The sequence below is a fragment of the Iodidimonas sp. MBR-22 genome, assembly GCF_029946565.1.
GTDB lineage: Bacteria > Pseudomonadota > Alphaproteobacteria > Sphingomonadales > Rhodothalassiaceae > Iodidimonas > Iodidimonas nitroreducens.
This window is the reverse complement of the sequence record NZ_JARKVQ010000005.1, coordinates 1-19533: the sequence shown is the minus strand read 5'-3', so window position 1 is coordinate 19533 and position 19533 is coordinate 1. Positions and strand designations below refer to the sequence as shown.

Below are 19533 nucleotides of genomic sequence, written 5' to 3'. Positions count from 1 at the left end.
TGCACAGAAAGGGATAATCATGCGCAAGATTTTGTTGGCGATTGTTGTCTTGTTGCTGCTGGTGATCGGCGGCGGGGCCTTTTGGCTTTACACCGAAGGTGAAGAAGCAATACGCGCCGGGCTGGAACGCCATACACCCCCCATTTTGGGTGCGCCGGTTTCCCTTGCGGCTGTTTCCTTTTCGCCTTTCAGCGGCGCTGCGGGGATTAAGGGATTTCGCATCGGCAATCCCGATGGCTATTCCGATGCCAATGCGCTTCAGTTGGATAGCCTATCGATCAGGCTCGAACCGCGTTCTGTGCTAACCGATCTGATCAAAATCAATGACATCACCATCGATGCCCCAAAAATTCACATCGAACCGGGGCCCGGCACGACCAATCTGCAAACCATCCAGAAAAATATCGAATCCTTTATCGCCCTGCAGCCAGCAGAGGAAGAAGCCGCGACCGCGAATATCTTTATCGATCATTTCCGCCTGAATGGCGCAGTCATTTCGATCGGGGGCGGCTCCATCGGTTTTTCCGATCAAACCCTCACACTCGCCGATATTCATCTTGAAGATATTGGCGGCGCGAATGGCATAGCCCCCGCCGATGCCGCCCAACTGATCTTAAAAGCGGTGATGCCGCAGATACAGGCGGCTCTGGCCAGCGATCTGGGCAGGCAATTGCTGGGCGATGCGCGCGCCAAGCTTGATAATCTCGAGGGCAAGGCCCGGCAGGAACTTAATCAGGAACTGGAAAAAGCCAAAAGCAAGCTGGGTGATAGCCTGAAGGAACAAACAGACAAACTGCCTGAAGGCACAGCAGATAAAATCGAGGACAGCGTCAAATCCGGCCTGAAAGACTCGGGGCTGGGCGGCCTTTTGAAAAAGAAAAAGCCTGAAGAACCCGCCGATCCGCCCGCCGGTGGATAAGAGGAGGGCAAATAAATCTGGCCACTCCCATTGCCGGGGGGCTGTCATCCGTGGCGGCCCATGCTAGCCTTTAGCTTGATATCAACAGGGCAACCGCCTTTTTCACAGGAACTGATCTATGAGCCTCACCGACCTGACCGAAACCGTGCGCGGCAAAGTCGCCAATTCCAGCATTTCCAGCATCATCAAATTCGATCTGGGGGAAACCGGCGTGATTCGCATTGATGGCAGCCAAAAGCCGCCCGCCGTGGATAATGAAGATGGCGATGCCGATTGCACGATCAAAGTCAGTCTTGATGATTTTCGCGATATCATGGATGGCAGCCAGAATGCGCAGATGGCCTTTATGATGGGCAAGCTGAAGGTGGAAGGCGATATGGGCGCAGCCATGCAGCTTGCGGGCGCTCTTTAAGCCTTCATCGGCGCGGCCGCAAAGCCTGATCATGGGATCAGCGCCCAAAGGGCCGGGCCGATCACCCCGAATTTGCCGAGCAACCCGGATATGGCCAAGCAATAAGAGAGCGGATAAAAATGGATTTGTCATTCACCGCCGAAGACAGTGCATTTCGGGATGAGGTCAGGCAGTTTCTGGCTACATCCATTCCCGATAGCCTGCGCGACAAGCTGGATCAGGGCGCCCCGCTTTTAAAAAGCGATTATGTGGGCTGGCAAAAAATTCTTTATGAAAAGGGCTGGATCGCCCCCGGCTGGCCAAAAGAGGCCGGTGGCTGCGGCTGGAATGCCACGCAGCAATATATCTTCAATCTGGAGTTGGGTCTTTCGGGGGCTCCGCGGCCCATTCCTTTTGGCCTCAATATGGTGGGCCCGGTGATCTACAGCTTTGGGAATGAAGCGCAAAAAGCGCAGCATCTGCCGGGCATCCTGAAAAGCGATGTGTGGTGGGCGCAGGGCTATTCCGAGCCGGGGGCGGGGTCTGATCTTGCATCCCTGCGGATGGCGGCGGTGCGTGATGGCGATCATTATATCCTGAATGGCACCAAGCTTTGGACCACCATGGCCCATTGGGCGGATTGGATTTTTTGCCTTGTCCGCACCTCGAATGAGGCAAAGCCCCAGGAAGGTATCAGTTTTTTATTGGTGGACATCACCACTCCGGGCATTTCCATCGATCCGGTGATCACCATTGATGGGGAACATCATGTCAATCAGGTGACCTTTGAAGATGTGCGGGTGCCTGCGGAAAACCGGGTCGGCAAAGAAGGGGCGGGCTGGACCTGCGCCAAATTTCTGCTGGCCAATGAGCGTCAGGCCATCACCGATCTGGGTGCCAAAAAACGTATGTTGCAGCGTTTGCGCGCTCTTGCCGCGCAAATCCATGCGAATGGCAAGCCTCTATCACAAGACCCCGATTTTTCCCGAAAGCTGGCTGATCTCGATATTCAGGTCAGCGGCCTTGAATATACCGAACTGCGTTTTCTCGATGCCCAATTGCGCGGCGAAGAACGCGGTTTTGAACCTTCGATCCTGAAGGTCCGTGGCACCGAATTACAGCAGGCCCTATCCGAACTTTATGTCGAGGCTTTGGGCTATTTTGCCTTGCCCTACCCCACAAACCGTGGAGACCATGGCAGCAATATGCCGGAAAGCGGGCCACGGGGCGCGGCCAATGGCGTTGCGCATTTTCTTTATTCGCGTGCCGCAACGATTTATGGTGGCACCAATGAAATTCAAAAAAATATCATGGCCAAGCTGTTACTCCGCGCCTGAAAGGCTTCCGCATGTCGATCATTGATGCCATTCGCTATACGGCCATTGCCTTGTCGATTTTGATCGTGATCGTGGGGCTTGGGCTTTTATTCATGACCCCGGCCCAACTTGAAAGCATCTTTGGGAGCAAAACCCTGCCCGAGATTGATTTTGCCACTTTAAAACGCCCCGATAGCCCCAATACCTATCTGCTCTGCCCTCTAAACACCTGCCTTCAATCCACCCCCGATCGAATCGCCCCGGTTTTTGAAGCCAGCCCCGAACAATTACGGGATCGCATTTTGGAATTTGTGGATAAATCCCCGAATATCCAAACCCGAACGATGGATCCGGCCAATGCGCAATATGATTTCATAGAACGCACGCCAATGATGCGCTTCCCCGATATCATCACGGTCCGCATCTATCCTGCAGGGGATAGCGGATCAACACTGGCCATCTATAGCCGATCCGTTTATGGTCATTCCGATCTTGGTGCCAATCGCAAACGTGTGGAACGCTGGCTTGCGGTGATCTCTCCAGCTTCATAAATCTGCATTTGACATCAGATTTTACATGAATTGTCAGTTTGACCATTCATTAAGCTCTGTCCTCGACACTCCTGAACCATAGGTTTCTCATTGGGTGTCGTTATGGGAGCAGGTGTCATGAAGATGAGTAGATCCGTCGTCCTTCTGATCGCAGCTTTGGGAAGCCTGTTTTGGGCTGAAAAAGCCATCGCGCAATGCCTGTCTGCCGATGATCGCATGGCGCATCAGGTACGGCTGCTGCAAACCCAGATGATGGTGGGCGCTTTGCAATGTCGGGGGCGCAAGGATCTGGGGCAGCGGCAGCTTTATAATCAATTCGTGGAAAACCATCAAAGCGCCCTCGCCGAGCATGGAGCCGCGCTTATTTCCTATTTCAAGCGGGAATATGGAGCCGCCCACAAAACCCATCTGGATAAACACATCACCAAATTGGCCAATCAGATTTCAGCTGCCGTTCGCACACAGCCTGATTTTTGCCAGCGCATTGCCGGGATTGGCGAAATGGTTCGGGATGGCTCGCTTGATCTGGAACAGATGATCGATCTGCCGATCACAGTGCCGCTGTCCGCCGATCCCAAGGTCTGCATGGCGGGAAACAACGCTCCCGCCAGCATCCTCTCTTCCAGTGGTCCAGCATCCAATAATTTGGCGTCCAATGATCGGGCAAGCACGCCGAATAAAATCGATACCGCCCAATAAAGCCTCCAGAATAAGGCTTCAGGCCTTGCTTAAAAAGAGCGCTGCCCGCTTATTCGCCGGGTTGGGGATATAAAATCTCCACACGGCGGTTTTGCGGTTCGCGCACCCCGTCATTGGTGGGCACCAGCGGGTCAAGCTCGCCTTTGGCAAGCGTCGTCATGACCCCGTCCGGCACCCCGATGCGAGCCAAAGCGTCTTTCACCTGATCCGCGCGCCTTTGCGATAATTTTTCATTATAGGCTTGTGGTCCGGCCTTGTCCGCATGGCCCACAAGCTCAACCCGGGCAATGCCATATTTGGCAAAGGCATCGGCTGCATCCTGCAAAATCTGCTGGGCATCCGCAGTTATCTTTGTGCTGTCAAAATCGAAAAACACGATGAAGGGGCCAATTTCGGGGGCCAGAACATCCACCATCACCGTAGCCGTTGCCACATCGCCTGCATCGTCTTGAATGCTGTAGGTAAAGCGATCCTGGCCAACAAAGCGGGGGTCGGCCTGATAGCGCAAACGACCCGACTCGCCGCGTGTAATGGTGCCATGCCCGGCTTCACCAATGGTGGCAATGCCGGTAATCCGGCCATCGGCATCACGATCATTGCCCAGCACATCAATCTCAACACTTTCACCCGCCATCACCCGGGCGCGATCATCATTGGCCTGTGGTGGTTGATTAACTGCGACAGGAGCCGGTGCAGGAGCGGGTGCGGCGGTGCGTTTGGGGGCCGCCTGGCCATTGCCGCCAAAGGCATAGCGCAAGCCAAAGAGCACGGAATGCGCCTTGTATTTTCCCCGTGCATCGATGCTATCGGCCACCTGAAGATCACTGAGGCCCGTCACCAGAAAACGATAGCCCAGTTCCGCCGTCCAATGCTCGCTCAAGGGAGAGCTTAAACCAGCCAAAGCCTGAAAAGCCGGTTCGGTCGTATTGCTGTTCAAAAGGGATTGTCCGCCGGCCAAACGATATTCCGTATCCACCACAGCCAAGCCAAGGCCAACCCCCAGATAAGGCTGAATTCCGCGCACCACAGGAACATCATAGATGGCATTGAGCATGATGGTCGATGCACTGACCCGCGAATCATCAAGCGCTACAGGGCCAGACAGGGCCGCAAGGCCCAAAGCCGCACCGGCACCACCATCCGCACGCACATCAAGACCATCAAGATCATTGCGGCGATAAAGATATTCAAGCTCCACACGAATGGGCTTGAAATCATAACCAAAAGCGCCGCCCAGCACGAACCCGGTATCGCGATCATCTTTTGATCTGAAATTACCTTCCAAAGCCTCGTCATGGGCCCAATTGACCCCGGCCCGAACGGCGCCATAGAAATTTCCGTCCTCGCCTTGGGTTGTTTCCTGCGCCATCGCCAATGCGCCGAATGGCAATAAGCTGCATGATGCCAACAAAACCAATGATATTCTCACGATGATCCCCTTATAAACGCAAATATTATGTCTATCCGACCGATGCGGCATATCCTAACGCACCGCCTCAAACAGCACCAGATAAGCCTTTTAATTTATAGCCTTTAAAATTTGTCGAAATCATGATGATTATGATCTTAGGTTGTTGCACGCACAGATCAATCGCCACTCAACTGCCGATCAGTCCATGGGTGCGTAGCATCGATAAAATCTGCCTCAGCGTGGCTCTCGCCTCCGCATCGATGATCTCACCGTCCGCAGGATCGGCAATCGCCGGCTGGCGCGGCCCCACCACCTGTTGCCCCCAGATGGTAAAGCGATCCGCCCACACATCGCCGCTGCGCCAGAATGTGCCATCATAAATCGTATCAAACAGGCGATCCGCAAGCCACGCCCGCATGCCGGTGACCGGCGGCACAAAAATCCAGCCCCCATCAAGCCATTGGGCAATCTGGTTTTCATGCCCGGCCCAGGCCCCCGATGCCCCGGCCGCCACGATCCATGCCTGACCATTTTGCGGTTCTTCAGGGGGAGCGGCCAAAACAGCGCTTTCTATATGCAAATGCAGCAAAAGATCAATGCGGGCAATCGCCTCATTATGGGTGATTTCTTTTTGAGACTGATTGGTCAAAATAAAAGGAAAGGCATATCTTGGGGATTGAGTCATGATGGTCTCCGGTACACATATTTTGAAATGAAGCTGACGATTTGATCGCGAAATTGGCTATGCCATCTCCACAAAGCCGGATGCGGCAAAGCCCCGCCCAACAGTGGCGCTCATCTGATACAGGGCAATCTCGATCCGGCTTTGGGGGCTGCCGAAATCCGCCATTTGCTGATCAAGGCTATAGATCAGCGATGGGGTTGATGTGCTCAAGGTCCGCAGGCGCACACCGTTTAAAAGGATATCAAGCTCATAGCCCTCAGCCTCTTCACCCAAAGGCACATCGCGGCCATCGAGCCAATCGCCCCCCACCCGCGTGCGCCTCAGCCATTGGATGGCCAGATCAAGATTAGGCAGCCGCTGGCCTCGCACATGCACGGGCGCCAAAGGCATCAGGGCGCGCCCACCATAGCTGAAAACACTGGCATCCATGTCATCAAGGGCCGCATTGACCGAAACCGCCTTTATCAGGGTTGATTGCCCGATCAAAGCCACGGGCGCTTCGATCTCTAAAAGCGCGCCGCCATCAAGCAGAATGAATCTTTCCCCCGCCTGATGCCCGGGCATCGCCCATTCGGTTCCATTACGACCCCGTAACAAGCCACTCAATCTATAGCGCCCATCCGGCTCCAAACGGGCATTGCGGAACTGAATGATTTCATCGCCCACCACCGCCACATTGGCACCATTAAGCACCGCCAAAGCCGAACGGCTTTCCAAAGCCATGTCGGGGCGCACCAGCCTTATGAACAGCTCGTGATGCTCATCCCAATAAACCGCAGTTCCCGCAGGCAGGGTCGTCACCGTTTCCCCGATGATGGCGCTGGCCCGGCTGCTGGTGATGAGATCGTAATTTTCTCCCTGATCGCGCGACAGATAAACCGATCCCCCCCGCCAACCCGGCGAGGGCCCAGCCATCGCCGCCAACAATCGGGGCGTACCCGCAACAACACCCGAGCCAAAACCCAGGCCCGGCAGATCCAGCAAATGCACAAGGCTGCTGCCCACGGGCAAAACCACCGGCGGGGTAAAGGTCCCGCTCGCCGCCCCCGCCAGAACCAGATCCGGCAAGGGCCCAATGGGATGAGCGGTCACCTCCACATGATCGGCAGCGATCGTCATCTCGGTGATCAAAAGGCGGATCATGCGGCCATCGACCGGATAAACGATCCGGTCCCCCACCTCTAAAGTGGCATAATCGGATGGCAATAAAAGCTGGTGATTTTCCTGTTTCATCCAGGATAAGGCCAGCAAAAGCTCGGCCTGTTTTTTGGCCCGATCCGCCGTCACGAAAAGCGGGCTATCAACCGTAAAGCGGCGCTCCGTATGGCTTTGTTGGCGGCGGGCGCGCTGAACCGAGGGCTGGAAATCACGCTGGGGATCGCCATAACGAACGGCCATTTCCTGCCATAAATCCGCACCCTGCTCCCGCTCGATCCGCACCGAAAACCGATCCCCCGAGCCATCGGTGGCCGCCGTCCCCAGATCTTTGCGCGGCACGGTCCGTTCATCGCCGCTCAAAAGCCCGCGAAACCCAAGACGTCCCGAGCCTTCAGAAGCACTGGCCGGAAACAGGGCCAAAACGCCCTCCATCGCCGCCCGCGCCGCAATATCCCGGGCCACGGCCAGCCCGGTGATCGGCTGATCCATATCGAGATGGGCAATATCCCTCATCCCCGCCTCAACGCCGATCTGTTGCAATAATCGACCAGATGTCAGCCCCTCATCCGCCATCACCTCAAAGCTTAGATTAGGGGCGCGATTGGCAAATTCGGCCAGTTCCAAGCCCTCGAGAACGGCATAAGCCAGCCCGCGAAAAGCCGGGGCATTGGCCACACCTTCATGGGCTTCGATCAGGGGATCGGGTTCTTGCGTTTCCAGCCCGCGATAAACCCGCAGGCGCGCAGGCGAAAGCCACGCCCCCGCCTGATCGCGCAATAATTTACCATCCGCCCAGATCCGGCCAATATCGATGATCGGGCGGGCGCTCAAGCCCACCGCCATGGAGACGGAATAGCTGAATTCCACCGTGGAGGTGGATTTTGCCCCCTTGCCGCCCGAAGATTGCTTTGATTGCGTGCGCTTTTCAATCAGGCCGCTTGACCAAAGAACATTACCCGCCACCCGCGCCGTGCCAAAAACCAATGGAATGGGCGATCCAAGGGCCGAGCTTTGAACGCTAAGATCATCAAGACGCGGCCCTTCCCGCTCCCCACCATTGCCAAAAAAGATCGAGCGATCGATGATCCCGCCCACTGCGGCCCCCAAAAGCCCCCCTATGGAGCCACCAAGAGCCGTCCCAACCGTACGCAAAAGCAAACTGGCCATTATTTTATCCCCGGAAAACGAAAGCCGCAGTGAATGGAGCGCCGCCAAGCGGCATCCATGCGATGTTCGATCACTTTGCCCACGCGCTCGCAGGCATGGATGATGCCCTTACCGGTCGAAATGCCGGCATGGCTCACCCCGCCGCCTTCCAGAGATAAGCAGATCATATCCCCGGATTCTGGCCAATCGACACGGGTAAAGCCAGCCGCCACTGCCCCTTTCAAAAGGCGATCATCGCGAAAACTGCGCGGATATCCGCTTTGATCATAGCGGCTGAGATCAAGCTCCCAGGCCACCCACAAGATCAGGCCCACGCAATCGAAACCATGTTGAGGCGTCCGCCCCTGATGACGAAAGGGGGTTCCCAAGACCGATCTGGCCGTCACTAAAATATCAGATTGTGAAACCGCTCTTCTATTTTGCGCACTGCCTGTGCTATCGCTTCTCTTTGAACAGGCAATATCCGGTCCGCAACCGATCATCGCCTCATCACCATAGTGAGGAATCATGGACGTCAACTCTTTCATTATCTATCTGCACGAACTTCGCAATCAGTGCCTCTACACCCATTCGGCGCTGAATATTTTCAACCAGTGCCTTGAGCAGAAAAACCAGACGGGCGTTCTGTTTGCCGGGCAATCGGCGCTCTCAGCTGCGGCTCAGGTCGGGGCTATTTTATGGCCATCACGCGCCCGTGCCCGTCGCCGGGGCGAGGTGCTGCGCGAAAAGTTGCAGCTTCCCGAAAGCCATGCTTTAGGCGACCGCCGCTTTGTCGAGCTGTGGGAACATGCCGATGAAAAACTCGATGATTGGGTCAAAACCACGAAGGGCGAGCGCGTACTGTTCGATTTCGTGGGCGATCCCAAAACCATCAATCTGCCCGGTTTGAAAGAATCGAGCGTGTATCGGCTTTATGATACCACCAGCCAGATTCTGGTTTTTCGGGGCGTGGGCTATAATCTGGGCAATCTTGCCAAAGCCATCGAGGAAATCGGCCGCCGCGCTGAAGTGCTCATGAAACAGATCATGGAGCAAAGCCAGGCCGCGCAAAATGCCCAAAATCCCAATGGTCAGGACAGCGCAAACGGCCCGGCAACGAGCCCGGCTCCATCCGCCAGTGGGCCGCAGATGGGCCTTGGCGGCGCCAGCGAAGGTCGCGCCGAAGAACCCGCCAATGATAGCGCGGACGATACCGATAGCATCAGCCCCCTGAAAACAGATGCGCCGCTGGCCGACGAACCTGCAAGCTCTGGCCCGGCCGCAGAGGCCAAAAAGGCTGAGACCCCGGTTGACGCTAAGCCGGAAACCAAGGCTCCCGCAAAAGCTGAGACCAAAGCCCCCGCTAAATCGGAGGCCAAGGCACCAGCCAAGGCAGCAGCGAAAACCAGCGAAGCCAAAAAGCCCACAAAAAGTGCGGCCAGCAAAAAACCAGCGGCCAAATCAGGCAAAGACGCCTGATATCGATCCGGGTTTGCCCCTAAAGCAGACCCGGATAATCAAGCAGGGCATCCGTACCGGGAACAAAGGGATCGCCGCGAAAATTGATGATATTGTCAAATTTATCGCGGCAGATCGCCAATGTTTTGTCGCACCCGGCGATGATGGTAAAAATATCCCCCACCGCCATGGGCTGCGGTGGTGCCTGTAAAAGATTGATCTGATCGCCTTGATGGCTGCGCACTTCGCTGATCAGGCCGCCATTTTTTCCCGTATGCCAGCGGATTTTCCCGAAATCATACCAGCGCGCAGGTTTCGGGCCAAAGGAGCCGCGAAAGGTGGTTTCATTCATGATCGCGGTCAGCCCGGCGGTTTCGGTGAAGGCATTGAGCGATTTCTTGCACCGCCGATCCCCCAGTTCGGCGCGACAACCCGGCGAATAGCTTTCCGTCATCACCGCTGAAAGGCCATGGGTCATCCCCCGCATTTCGGCCTGAAACCGATCATCGATCCGGGTGATCCGCCCCAATGACCCGCGTTTGATCAACAGGCTTCCCGCATCCGGGTCCATCCAATTGACCAAAAACACCCAAATCCGGGCATCATCAAACCGTCCGCTGGACAAATCTTCGGCCAAAAGGCTTCGGCTCATCAGCACCCCATCGATTTCCAGATTATCGATGGCCAGATCTGCAGTTTCTCGGGCCGCACTGGCCGAAAGCCCGCCATCGGCGCGATAAATCAGGCCATCGACCCGCAGATCGCGATCATGGGATGTCAAAGCCAGCATAACCCCATCGCGTCTTTGCAGCCGCCAGCAAAGGGCAAGGCTGGTCACATCTTCTGCCAGATGCCGGGCAAAAGCCTGGGTAATCGCGCGCATGGCCTACTCCCTGATTTCCAAAAGGCGGATGGCCGGGATCTGCCCGGCATCAAAAGCATCGAGGGATAAGGCGAGCCTGTCCTCGGCAAAGCGCACCGGCACATCAAACAAATACCCCGCCGTGATCACCGCGCCCGCCAGCGGCGGGTTATCAAAGCGCACCAGCCCTAAAGCGGCGTCGCAGCTCCAGCCCTCAAGGCGCTCGACCCCATCAACGGCAAGGCGCACGGTTTCTTTTTCCGGCCGGGTGATCCGCCGCAAATGCGCTGTTTCCCCCGCCCCATAACGCTTGATCAGTTGAAAATCGCGCGTCACCCCATCACCGGTGCCGATCTGCTGATCAAGGGGGGATGGCGCCCCCATATTCGCCGCCGAGCTATGATCCGCCCAATCGCGAAAGCGAAAGCCATAGGCCCGCCCCGCCCGCGCCCGGAAAAACGCCATCAAAACCGAAAGATCGTGGGCCGAGCGCAATCCGCTCGATAGATCATAAACAGCACGGGCCTGATCCCATTCCCGGTTGCGCCGTTCATGCCCCGAAGCTGTCGAGACCACTCGGGTGGAAAATCCCGGCCCGCCGGTCGAGCCGAAGCTCACCGCTTCGGGCAGGCGCACATCATGAAATCCGGTCATATCCGGCTCCTCCATATCCTGATCAAAAACCACAACCCCATCGCGCATGATCTGGGTATAGGCCCAGATCACCCGTTCGGAAAATCCGCGCTTTTCGGCATCGATCAAGGCCCATTCAATATTGGGCCAGATATGCAGATCTTCGGGAAGCAGGACGAAGCCGCTGAAAAATTGCGTTTTATCGAGCGGGTAGCCCAATTCGGCCACCACCGTTTCAATGCCCTTTTCATGGGCATACCAATCCCCATCGATGACATGATCATAATCTTCGATCTGCACGAAATCATAAGCCGGATAAGCCCAATGGGTGGCCGGGAAATTGGCTGTTTTCAGCATCGGCGCCTGCTCATCAAGCACTTGTGGCGTGAAAAACAACAAGGTCACCTGCGCCCCGGAATAGCGATTTTTCACATGATCGCGCAGCCGGTGGGTGGCTGCCCCCAGCTTTTCCCCCAGCCAATCAAGAAAAAGCTGCTGATCACCATCGGGGCTTTCCGTGGCACTTTGATGTGCCACAGGCATCTCCAGCCCGGTTTCGAGTAGATAAAGCGCGCGTGTGGCCTCATCATAAAAATGCGGCACCCGTCCGCCACCCAGCGATACCCACCACCAGGGCTCGCCAATCTGAAAAACCGGAGGCAGGCCCGCCGCCATCATCAGATCGCCAAAGGCCGTATAAACCCGTTCGAGATAAAAAAGCGCATCCCCATTCGTGGGGGCGATCAGGGTTGAAGGCGGCTCCCAGCCGGTCAGGGCACGATTGCCGTCATAATCGCGCTGCGCCCATTCATCCGGGGCATTCGCGGCAAAAATCTCAAACGACAAAGACAAAGCCAAAGTCATCTTCATCTGTACCAAACGGGCAAAAAGATCCTGATGCCAGGCCCGGGTGGCGAGATTGAGCGCCGGAGCATCAGGATCGACGACCCAGCGTTCCTCATCAGCCCGCCAGCCCAGCGTATAATAATGGCTCATCCCCACATAATGGGTAAACCAGTCGCGATAGCCCATCTGCACGATATTGCGCAGCAATCGGGCGGGGGTGATATTAAAGCTATCATCATAGCCATTGGCGATGCGCACGCTATGGGGCTTCATGGCGTCATCACCAAGGGCCAAATCGGCCCGCCCGCCACGCACCGATAGATCGCTGATCAGCACCGATCCTTCAACAGCACCGCCCGTGAGCGGGGCTTCATCATCAGGATCATAGCCGGGCGCGACCATCGAAATGAACATCCGATCCAGATCACCGGCATAAACCGGATCGGCCTCGGCAGGCAGGAAAAAGCCCCCGTCCAGATCATCGAAATCAAGAGTGATAATCGCATTTGTCGCGGTGCCCACGGCATAGTTCCACAGCCTGACAAACCAGGTGCGCGGCACGCCTGCGGCATCCCGCCCCTCGATGGTAAGGGTCGGGCCAAAGCTTTCGGATAATGTGCGCAAGCCCGTGCTTTGCCAGCGAAAACGCAGCACAAGGCCCCGATAATCGCGGTTCGTTTCATAGCCCAGCAAAGGGTGATCGAAATGATCCTCACTATCCCAGATGAGGCCCGCCAGATCATTGCGGCGATAAAAAACCAAAGAAGCCCGAAGCGCCTCTCCACCGGGATTGGTCACCGCCGCCATCATCGGACGCGGAAAATTGACGGTCCAGAAACGCGGATCGAACCGGGTGACGGATCGCTCGTCAAAGCGATCCGCCTTTGAGGCCAGCCACAGCATGGCTCAATCAAACCTTTGGGCCTGTGCCAGCGCCCGACGCACCGACAAGGCAATCTGCGTGGCGCTTTGCTGGCGGGCATCCGCCCCATCGCCGCCACCCGCAACATTAATAACAATGGAAATGGGCCGCCCGCTGCCGCCCGCCGCCGCCGGCCCCGAAGCCGGACGATTGGGGCGAATATCCCCGGCCGTGCGTGGCACAAACAATTCCGGCCCCTGTTCCCCCACCATATAGGGCTGATTGGGGGTCACCGGCCCCCCATGGGCGCGGCCCGGCAAACCCACCACACCAGATAGAAATGACGAAAAAATCCCCCCGCCACCAAAACCGCCCCCGCCGCCACCCCCACCGGGGAACAATGACTGCAAAGCCGCCTGCGCAATATCATTGAGCGCTGATAAAGCCACCGACCGCAAATCACCAAATGACAGCTTGCCCGTTTCCACAAAGCGCGAAAGCAATTGATCAAGGCCGGAAAAGCTGGATCGTACCGATTGGTCAATCGCCCCGCTTAAATCAGCAAGTTGGGATAATCTTTGCCCCATCGCATCCTGCGGCAAAGTAACCATGGCCTCCAGATCGCTCATTGCGGATTGCGCTTGCGCGATATCCGCACGAAATTGGCGCGTGTCGGCCCGCAAGCTCACGACAAGCGCGTCCAGTTCTGTTGTCATGTTTGATCTTTTCTGTCAGTGGCGCGAAAAGCCTGCAATCATCTGCAGCACACGCCCGGTGAAAAACACCACGAGATAGATGATGATCCGGCTTTGATCGATGCCGAAAAAATCGGTTTCGATCATGCGGAACACCTCAATCACCAAAAGCACAAAGGCGATGATCTGCATCACCATGCCGCTATAGCGCAGCCATCGGCGCCAGGGTTTGGGTTCGGCAACGCCTTCATATTCCGGCAGGCCCGCCTTGCGGGCTGCCACACGTTCTCTTAAGGATTTTCGTTTTGGATGCGGGGTCATGGCCCCATTTATGACGTTTTTAGCCGGTCAGCGTCAACAGTCTGATCAGGGAATCTCTGCATCAGTCGATCCAGATCCTGATGATCGAAAAACGATCCCATCCCCCCATCGGGCAGGGCCCGGATATGGGGATCAAGGGCATCGAGCGCCATCAAAAAATCCGCAGGCGTGGATGACCAGAAGGCTTCGGCCGACCAGCCCATGCGAACCATCGCAAAACCGGCCAATTTCCTGAAATCCAGCCTTTTGCAATCAGTTTTGGCAGGATCGGGCCGATCAGCCTTTATCGGCATCATGCCCCCCCAAAATCGCCGCCAGCAAAGCCCGATAGCTATGAAGCGGCGCCATCAATCCGGCTGCCACGATCATCTCGCCAATCGCCTCGATCGCGGGCCGTTCATCCCCCTTGTCCAAAAGCCAGCAATGGTGAAAAACAAGAGCCATATCGCTTAACGTCGGGCGGCCTTCGCTGGCTTCATGAACCAAAGTCATCAAGGGCGCCCGGGCCTGCTCGATGGCTGCAAGGGCGGCAAAAGTGGGGCGCAGATGCACCCGCCGATCCCCTAATATCAGCAGCACATCGCCCCGCTCATGGATCACCACCCCGCTCATGGGGCCACCGTGAAGCTGATCGGGCCAGAGCTTTCCATCGACAGGCTATAAGTGCGCTCGCCATTATGATCGCCGGAATAATCCAGAGCCGTGATCTGGAATTGCCCGGTAAATTGTTCACCATTTTCAAAAATCACCTGATAGGCCGAGACGCTGCCCGTCAGGGCCTGACTGCGCAGGATGCTTTCCGCTGCACTATTGGTAAAAACCCCCGATCCCGAAAGGGTCAACCGCCGCACCCCGGCCCCGCCCAGCAATTCCCGCCAGCCGCCGGAATCCTTGTTGGTAATATCCACAGCCGTGCTGTTAATGCTCAATGAAGTGGATCGTAATCCTGCAAGGGTCGAAAAAACCGGCGGGGTCTCTCCATTGCTGATCTTGACGAGAAAGCCACGTCCTGATTCTGCCGTCATGGCACGCTCCTGTTGTTTCACATGATAAAAAAGGTCGAAATCCGGTTCAAAACCGGTGCTTCCAAATCGGTGGTTCAAAGACGATGGATAAGGGCCTTGAAGCGAAGCTGTGCCTGGCTCACCCCATCGCCATCGCGCAGGCTTTGCAGGCCTTCAAATTGCAGATGGGCGAGATGCCAGCCTTCGATCGCCAGCCCGCCATCCAAAAGACGCGCCCTGATCTGATCGGCCAGCAAAAGCACCTCCCGATTGGCGGGATGGCGGGAAAAAACGCGAATGATGATCCGCCAGTTCGTGCCATCAAGATTTTGCGCCGACCAATCGCTGATACTGTGCGGCCCGATGATCGCATAAGGCAGCTTGGCCCGATGATCGGGTTCATCGAAAACCCCTTTGAGCCCGCCCATCAGCACCCCATCTGCCAATAAATGCGCCTTGATGGCCTGATTGATAGCGGCAAATCCGGCTTCGCTCATGGGTTGCCTCCTGCTCGGTTCTGATCTTTGTACTGATCGGTTAAAATGCGCAGCGCCTGATCGAAAGCAGGCTGCAAAAATGGCTCAGCGGCCATCCGCGCGGTGCCCAATTCCACAAATACGGCATAGGGCTTGTCGGTAAAAACCTCATGGCCCCCAGTGATCGCGCGCACATCAAGGCTATTGGCCAAGCCATCCGGGCTTGGCTTCGTACTACTGTTCAGCAGCACCCGTTCCCGGGCATCCTCAGCGATCATGCGGGCCAGCCGGGCCAGCCGATCATCAAAGCTTTTGATCAATAGCTCGATATCGCGAGACAGCAAGCTTGTGATCGGGATCGATGTGGTGATCTGGCGTTGGATCATGGCCGTGTCTCGCTACATAAAATCTCGATAAAACGGGGATCGCTTCCATGAGCCAACACCGCCACCACATCCAGAATCCGGCCCTTCCAATGCAGCCGATCGCCTTCGATGCAATCGCTCCCCGAACGCAGGGTGAGGGCATAAGACAAGCGCGCCGTTGGCCGCTCTGCCTCGCGCGCGGCTTGTCCGCCTTGCACCTTAACCGCAGCCCACAGGCGGCCCAGGGGCTGCCATATCACCTGCATCAGCCCGTTTTCATCAAGCGTTTCAACCGGCCGTTCATGATCCAACCGCTGATCAAGGCGGCCCGCATCAATCACCGGGCTCATAGCCGCACCATGCGATAGGGATCGAGCAGACTGCGCACCACCCCGGACAAAACATTTTCAGTGGTCCCCCGCGATTGATGAAATGCGGCCACCATCAGCAAAATGGCATGGCGCAGGGGGGCAGGCACCATCCCGGGCTGATCGCCATAGCCCGCGATAAAATCAATTTCAAAACGATCCCGGGACAAGCCCAACGGGACCAACCCCAAACCGCTTTTTAAAAGCACAAAGCCCGGCTCGGCGCGGCTTTCCACCCGATAGCGATCAGGATCAAGCAGGGTGGATGTGCCATCTTCATGCACGATCCGCACCGCCATCACGGATTGCAGGGGCGCTTTGGGCAGGCACAGGGGGCCATCGGGCCAGCGCGCAAAAGCATATTGCCAATGCTGGCTGATCAGGGCCCGGCCCAGAATGCGTTCCGCCAGCTGCCGGGCGGCGGCAAGATAGCTTTGCAAAAGGCTATTTTCATCATCATGGTCGATCCGCAGATGTGCCTTGATCTCGGCCAGATCAAGCGGCTCGATAAGGGGTGGCTGAAGCTGGCTCATCATCTGTGCTGTTCCCGTTCGTCTGATCCAAAAGCCCACGCGCCCCGAACGAACGGTCCTGCGCGCATATGATAAGGGCAGAGACATGCACCATGCCTCTGCCCCCTTTTCTGATCGTGCTCGCCGCCGCTCAGGCGATGGCGAATTTCAGCAGTTTGATGGCATCGGAATTGATGACACCACCGCCCACGCGCTTGGTGGTATAGAAATGCACAAAAGGCTTGTTGGAATAAGGATCACGCAAAATGCGCGTGCCCATCCGATCGGTGATCAGATACCCACGGGCAAAATTGCCAAAGGCCACCGAAAGGCTATCCGGTCCGATGGCGGGCATATCTTCGGCTTCAACCACCGGAAACCCCAGCAATGTGCTCGATTGCCCCTGAGCCAGGCCCGGGCGCCACAGATAATCGCCATCCGCATCCTTGAATTTGCGGATGATATTGAGGCTTGCGGAATTGAGCACGAATTGCGCCCCGGCCCGATAGCCCGCCTTCAGGCTGTGCATCAGATCAAACAGAATATCCGATGGGTCTGAAGCCGGAAAAGCCCCGGCATTGCCAGTCGCCACATGCTGCAAGCTGCCAAAGGCGCGGCTGGCATCCCCCGATGCGCTGGTCGCCCCGGTCAAAAAGCCCTTGGGCTTGTTGATCCCGTCACCATTGATAAAGGCAGCGCCTTCCTTTTGGGCAAATTCCTGCGCCAATTCGGTCGCCAGCCAGTTTTCCACATCGAAAAAGGCATCATCCAGCATGGATTGGGTCGCCGCCGGATTGGCATAGATTTCACCCAAAGGCGGGGCCACCTCGGCAAAATCCGGGCTTGTGGTTTCGCTGCGGGGATCGCTTTCCCCCACCCAGCCCGAAGCCGGACCGGTTTTGGCAATGAGCTTGCGATAATTGGCCGAGCCGATCTGGGTCACCGATGCAATGGAACGGATGGGCGACAGATCCTTCAAGCGCTGCTCGATCAGATGATCGATTTCCAAGGGCACGGCATAGCCCCCTTCCGCCGGGATGCCCGTATTAAGCGCCTTGGCCTCCAATTGGGCCAGGTCGCGCTCCAGCCCCTTGCGCACATAGCCGCCAAGAAATGCCGATTTATGCTCGCCACCCGCCGCGACCACAGCGCCTCCCAGCCCGAGCGCCGGGCGGTTCGAGGCCACGGACAAACCTTCGACCTGCGCTTGCAGGCGATCCATTTCCGCCCCGATACGCCCCAGCTTTTCCTCGATCAACTGATCGGCATAGCCTTTGCTGCGACGTTCGATCTCAGCGGCATCATTGGTTTCCTTGAATGTCTCAAAGCTTTTACCCAGTCGCTCAACGGCGGCCTTCACTTCAATGGCCGTTGTCATATCGTCATGCATGCTTCGTTCCTTCATGATGTTGGTTCTGTTCCATTTGGCCGATCATCTCGGTGATCAGCGCCAAAGTCTGTGTCCAGCCAGTCCCGTCATCCCGCCGGTCCAGCGCCTTCCAGCCATGCGCCGCAAGCCCCTTGGCTTCACGCCGCGAAAAGCCCCCTGCATCGCGCAGGAAGGCTTCGTAATCTCGGATGCTCTGCGGATTTGCCGCCTTGAAGGCATGGATGCGGGCGGCGCGCTGCATGGGAAATGTCACCAATGACACCTCCCACAGATCCACCTCCAAAAGCATCCGCGCCCCGCTTTTCTGATCCTGACGGGCCTTCAGGGTGCGATAGCCGATGGAAAGCCCATCAAGGGCACCATTGCGCATCAGCGATAAAGCCTCGGCCGCCCGGGCCACATCGGGTAAAAGCCGCCCCTTCACATAAAGCCCACGGCTATCTTCGGTCAGCGCCTCGATCACCCCCAAAGGCTGGGCCGGATCATGCTGCCATAAAAGCTTGACCGCAGAAGGGGGGCGAACCTTCAAAGACGCACTGAACGCCCCCTTGCAGATGATATCCGCCCCATCATCGATCAGATCGAAAACCGAGGCATAGCCTTCAAACACACCATCCTCATCGGCTGCCTTCACTTCAAAAGCAGCGCGTGCCGTTTCATCCATCATCTTTGGGTCCTTTCTCAGCCGGCAGGCGGCAAAAGTTTAAATTTCAGCGCTAATCCAGCCGCTAAAGCGAGCATCAGGCAGGTGATCATCCAGCGCACAACCGTGTGCCAGGCGGTCCGGCGCGCGGCCCGCCATGCGCCCAAAAGATCACGCAATTCCCGCACATCCCGCAGCGCCTGTTCGTCCTCAAGGCCGATATGGCGCAAAACCCGCATGGCTCCGCGCTCGCTGGCCTCTTCCACCAATGCCCGCAAAGTCGGCACATTCGCCCCTTGCACGCGCGCCTGTTCCACAAGCGCGGCCAAAACAGCCGCCTCGGTCTGGTCCATCACAATGGCCACCTCTTCTCTCTGATCCACAAATGCTGAACGCCAAAAACCACAGCACCCGAAAAGGGTGCTGATCATTGGCTTCGTGATGATTGATTGAGATCATGGGCCCGAGGCGGCCCAAAAGCATCGGCGGCAGCCTAAAGGATCATGGGATCAGGGGCTTATGGTGCCCTCATCCCCCAGTGGTGGCAGCAGCCGTCCGGTAGCGATCAGAAACAGCATCGTGCCGTAATCGGCAACATCCGCCTCCGGTGCATCAGGCAGTTCGCCCGCATTCACCCGATCCAGATTCGCCATCAAATCGCGCTTGATATCCTCATAGCGCTTGCCTTCATATTTGCCATCCCGCCAGCGTCCTCCGCTGTCAGTCTTCCATCCCTCAATCATTTCCTCAATCTCAGGCGGGAGATCGCCGGGAGCATAGTCGGGTGAATGATACCAGGCAAACAGCTCGCTAATCGCTGCC

25 protein-coding genes are annotated in these 19533 nt (G+C 56.9%); 6 read left to right on the top strand and 19 right to left on the bottom strand.

The genetic code is table 11. The features are described from left to right. The first annotated feature begins 19 nt into the window (after positions 1-19). The 5 genes from QK300_RS05215 (at position 20) to QK300_RS05195 (ending at position 3876) form a co-directional block, all read left to right on the top strand. Positions 20-919 carry a hypothetical protein gene (locus QK300_RS05215; protein ID WP_281300787.1) on the top strand — a complete coding sequence of 300 codons (900 nt, stop codon included), beginning with the start codon at positions 20-22 and terminating at the stop codon, positions 917-919. Between the two features lie 118 nt (positions 920-1037). Continuing rightward, positions 1038-1331 carry an SCP2 sterol-binding domain-containing protein gene (locus tag QK300_RS05210; protein ID WP_281300788.1) on the top strand — a complete coding sequence of 98 codons (294 nt, stop codon included), beginning with the start codon at positions 1038-1040 and terminating at the stop codon, positions 1329-1331. 119 nt (positions 1332-1450) lie between these two features. Next, on the top strand, positions 1451-2647 hold the full coding sequence (locus tag QK300_RS05205; RefSeq protein ID WP_281300789.1) for an acyl-CoA dehydrogenase family protein: 1197 nt from the start codon (positions 1451-1453) through the stop codon (positions 2645-2647). Positions 2648-2658: 11 nt separating this feature from the next. Beyond that, complete coding sequence (locus QK300_RS05200; protein WP_281300790.1) at positions 2659-3177, top strand: DUF1499 domain-containing protein; 519 nt, start codon at positions 2659-2661, stop codon at positions 3175-3177. A gap of 123 nt (positions 3178-3300) precedes the next feature. Next, positions 3301-3876: a hypothetical protein gene (locus QK300_RS05195; RefSeq protein WP_281300791.1), complete on the top strand. Its 576-nt coding sequence runs from the start codon at positions 3301-3303 to the stop codon at positions 3874-3876. Between the two features lie 49 nt (positions 3877-3925). Here the strand turns inward: QK300_RS05195 and QK300_RS05190 are convergent, their stop codons facing one another. The 4 genes from QK300_RS05190 to QK300_RS05175 all read right to left on the bottom strand — a co-directional run bounded on the left by QK300_RS05190 (position 3926) and on the right by QK300_RS05175 (position 8806). Next, positions 3926-5305 (bottom strand): OmpA family protein, encoded by a 1380-nt coding sequence (locus QK300_RS05190; RefSeq protein ID WP_281300792.1) that lies wholly within the window; start codon positions 5303-5305, stop codon positions 3926-3928. Positions 5306-5474: 169 nt separating this feature from the next. After that, positions 5475-5972: a DUF2793 domain-containing protein gene (locus tag QK300_RS05185; RefSeq protein ID WP_281300793.1), complete on the bottom strand. Its 498-nt coding sequence runs from the start codon at positions 5970-5972 to the stop codon at positions 5475-5477. A 57-nt stretch (positions 5973-6029) separates the two neighbouring features. Then, positions 6030-8297 (bottom strand): phage tail protein, encoded by a 2268-nt coding sequence (locus QK300_RS05180; protein WP_281300794.1) that lies wholly within the window; start codon positions 8295-8297, stop codon positions 6030-6032. Continuing rightward, positions 8297-8806 carry an NlpC/P60 family protein gene (locus QK300_RS05175; protein ID WP_281300795.1) on the bottom strand — a complete coding sequence of 170 codons (510 nt, stop codon included), beginning with the start codon at positions 8804-8806 and terminating at the stop codon, positions 8297-8299. Before QK300_RS05175 ends, QK300_RS05180 begins: the two co-directional genes overlap by 1 nt. On the opposite strand from QK300_RS05175, the gene QK300_RS05170 reads away from it, so the two are divergent. After that, positions 8805-9755: a hypothetical protein gene (locus tag QK300_RS05170; RefSeq protein WP_281300796.1), complete on the top strand. Its 951-nt coding sequence runs from the start codon at positions 8805-8807 to the stop codon at positions 9753-9755. The two genes, QK300_RS05175 and QK300_RS05170, sit on opposite strands and share 2 nt — an antisense overlap. Before the next feature lie 19 nt (positions 9756-9774). Here QK300_RS05170 and QK300_RS05165 read toward each other — a convergent pair whose 3' ends face one another. The 15 genes from QK300_RS05165 to QK300_RS05095 all read right to left on the bottom strand — a co-directional run. Next, positions 9775-10617 (bottom strand): DUF2163 domain-containing protein, encoded by an 843-nt coding sequence (locus QK300_RS05165; protein WP_281300797.1) that lies wholly within the window; start codon positions 10615-10617, stop codon positions 9775-9777. 3 nt (positions 10618-10620) lie between these two features. Next, entirely contained in the window at positions 10621-12978 is a 2358-nt protein-coding gene (locus tag QK300_RS05160) for a DUF2460 domain-containing protein (RefSeq protein ID WP_281300798.1), read from the bottom strand. A gap of 3 nt (positions 12979-12981) precedes the next feature. After that, positions 12982-13653, bottom strand: a complete 672-nt coding sequence (locus QK300_RS05155) for a phage tail tape measure C-terminal domain-containing protein (RefSeq protein WP_281300799.1) — start codon at positions 13651-13653, stop codon at positions 12982-12984. A 15-nt stretch (positions 13654-13668) separates the two neighbouring features. Further along, positions 13669-13953 carry a hypothetical protein gene (locus tag QK300_RS05150; RefSeq protein WP_281300800.1) on the bottom strand — a complete coding sequence of 95 codons (285 nt, stop codon included), beginning with the start codon at positions 13951-13953 and terminating at the stop codon, positions 13669-13671. An 8-nt stretch (positions 13954-13961) separates the two neighbouring features. Further along, entirely contained in the window at positions 13962-14246 is a 285-nt protein-coding gene (locus tag QK300_RS05145) for a phage tail assembly chaperone (protein ID WP_281320822.1), read from the bottom strand. After that, on the bottom strand, positions 14230-14565 hold the full coding sequence (locus QK300_RS05140) for a GTA-gp10 family protein (protein WP_281300802.1): 336 nt from the start codon (positions 14563-14565) through the stop codon (positions 14230-14232). The genes QK300_RS05145 and QK300_RS05140 overlap by 17 nt, the downstream gene beginning before the upstream one ends. After that, on the bottom strand, positions 14562-14978 hold the full coding sequence (locus QK300_RS05135; protein ID WP_042087431.1) for a phage major tail protein, TP901-1 family: 417 nt from the start codon (positions 14976-14978) through the stop codon (positions 14562-14564). Before QK300_RS05135 ends, QK300_RS05140 begins: the two co-directional genes overlap by 4 nt. Positions 14979-15052: 74 nt before the next feature. Continuing rightward, entirely contained in the window at positions 15053-15454 is a 402-nt protein-coding gene (locus QK300_RS05130) for a DUF3168 domain-containing protein (protein WP_281300803.1), read from the bottom strand. Beyond that, positions 15451-15819 carry a hypothetical protein gene (locus tag QK300_RS05125; RefSeq protein WP_042087423.1) on the bottom strand — a complete coding sequence of 123 codons (369 nt, stop codon included), beginning with the start codon at positions 15817-15819 and terminating at the stop codon, positions 15451-15453. The genes QK300_RS05130 and QK300_RS05125 overlap by 4 nt, the downstream gene beginning before the upstream one ends. After that, positions 15816-16148, bottom strand: coding sequence for a head-tail adaptor protein (locus QK300_RS05120; protein ID WP_281300804.1), 333 nt, complete (start codon positions 16146-16148; stop codon positions 15816-15818). The genes QK300_RS05125 and QK300_RS05120 overlap by 4 nt, the downstream gene beginning before the upstream one ends. Then, positions 16145-16702, bottom strand: a complete 558-nt coding sequence (locus QK300_RS05115) for a head-tail connector protein (RefSeq protein WP_281300805.1) — start codon at positions 16700-16702, stop codon at positions 16145-16147. Before QK300_RS05115 ends, QK300_RS05120 begins: the two co-directional genes overlap by 4 nt. A gap of 127 nt (positions 16703-16829) precedes the next feature. Next, a complete protein-coding gene (locus QK300_RS05110; RefSeq protein ID WP_281300806.1) occupies positions 16830-18068 on the bottom strand; it encodes a phage major capsid protein in 1239 nt (412 codons plus the stop codon). After that, positions 18061-18735: an HK97 family phage prohead protease gene (locus tag QK300_RS05105; RefSeq protein ID WP_281300807.1), complete on the bottom strand. Its 675-nt coding sequence runs from the start codon at positions 18733-18735 to the stop codon at positions 18061-18063. Before QK300_RS05105 ends, QK300_RS05110 begins: the two co-directional genes overlap by 8 nt. 14 nt (positions 18736-18749) lie before the next feature. Beyond that, a complete protein-coding gene (locus QK300_RS05100; protein ID WP_052371238.1) occupies positions 18750-19064 on the bottom strand; it encodes a DUF6127 family protein in 315 nt (104 codons plus the stop codon). A 156-nt stretch (positions 19065-19220) separates the two neighbouring features. Further along, the coding region (locus QK300_RS05095) for a hypothetical protein (protein ID WP_281300808.1) at positions 19221-19533 on the bottom strand (313 nt) is incomplete at its 5' end.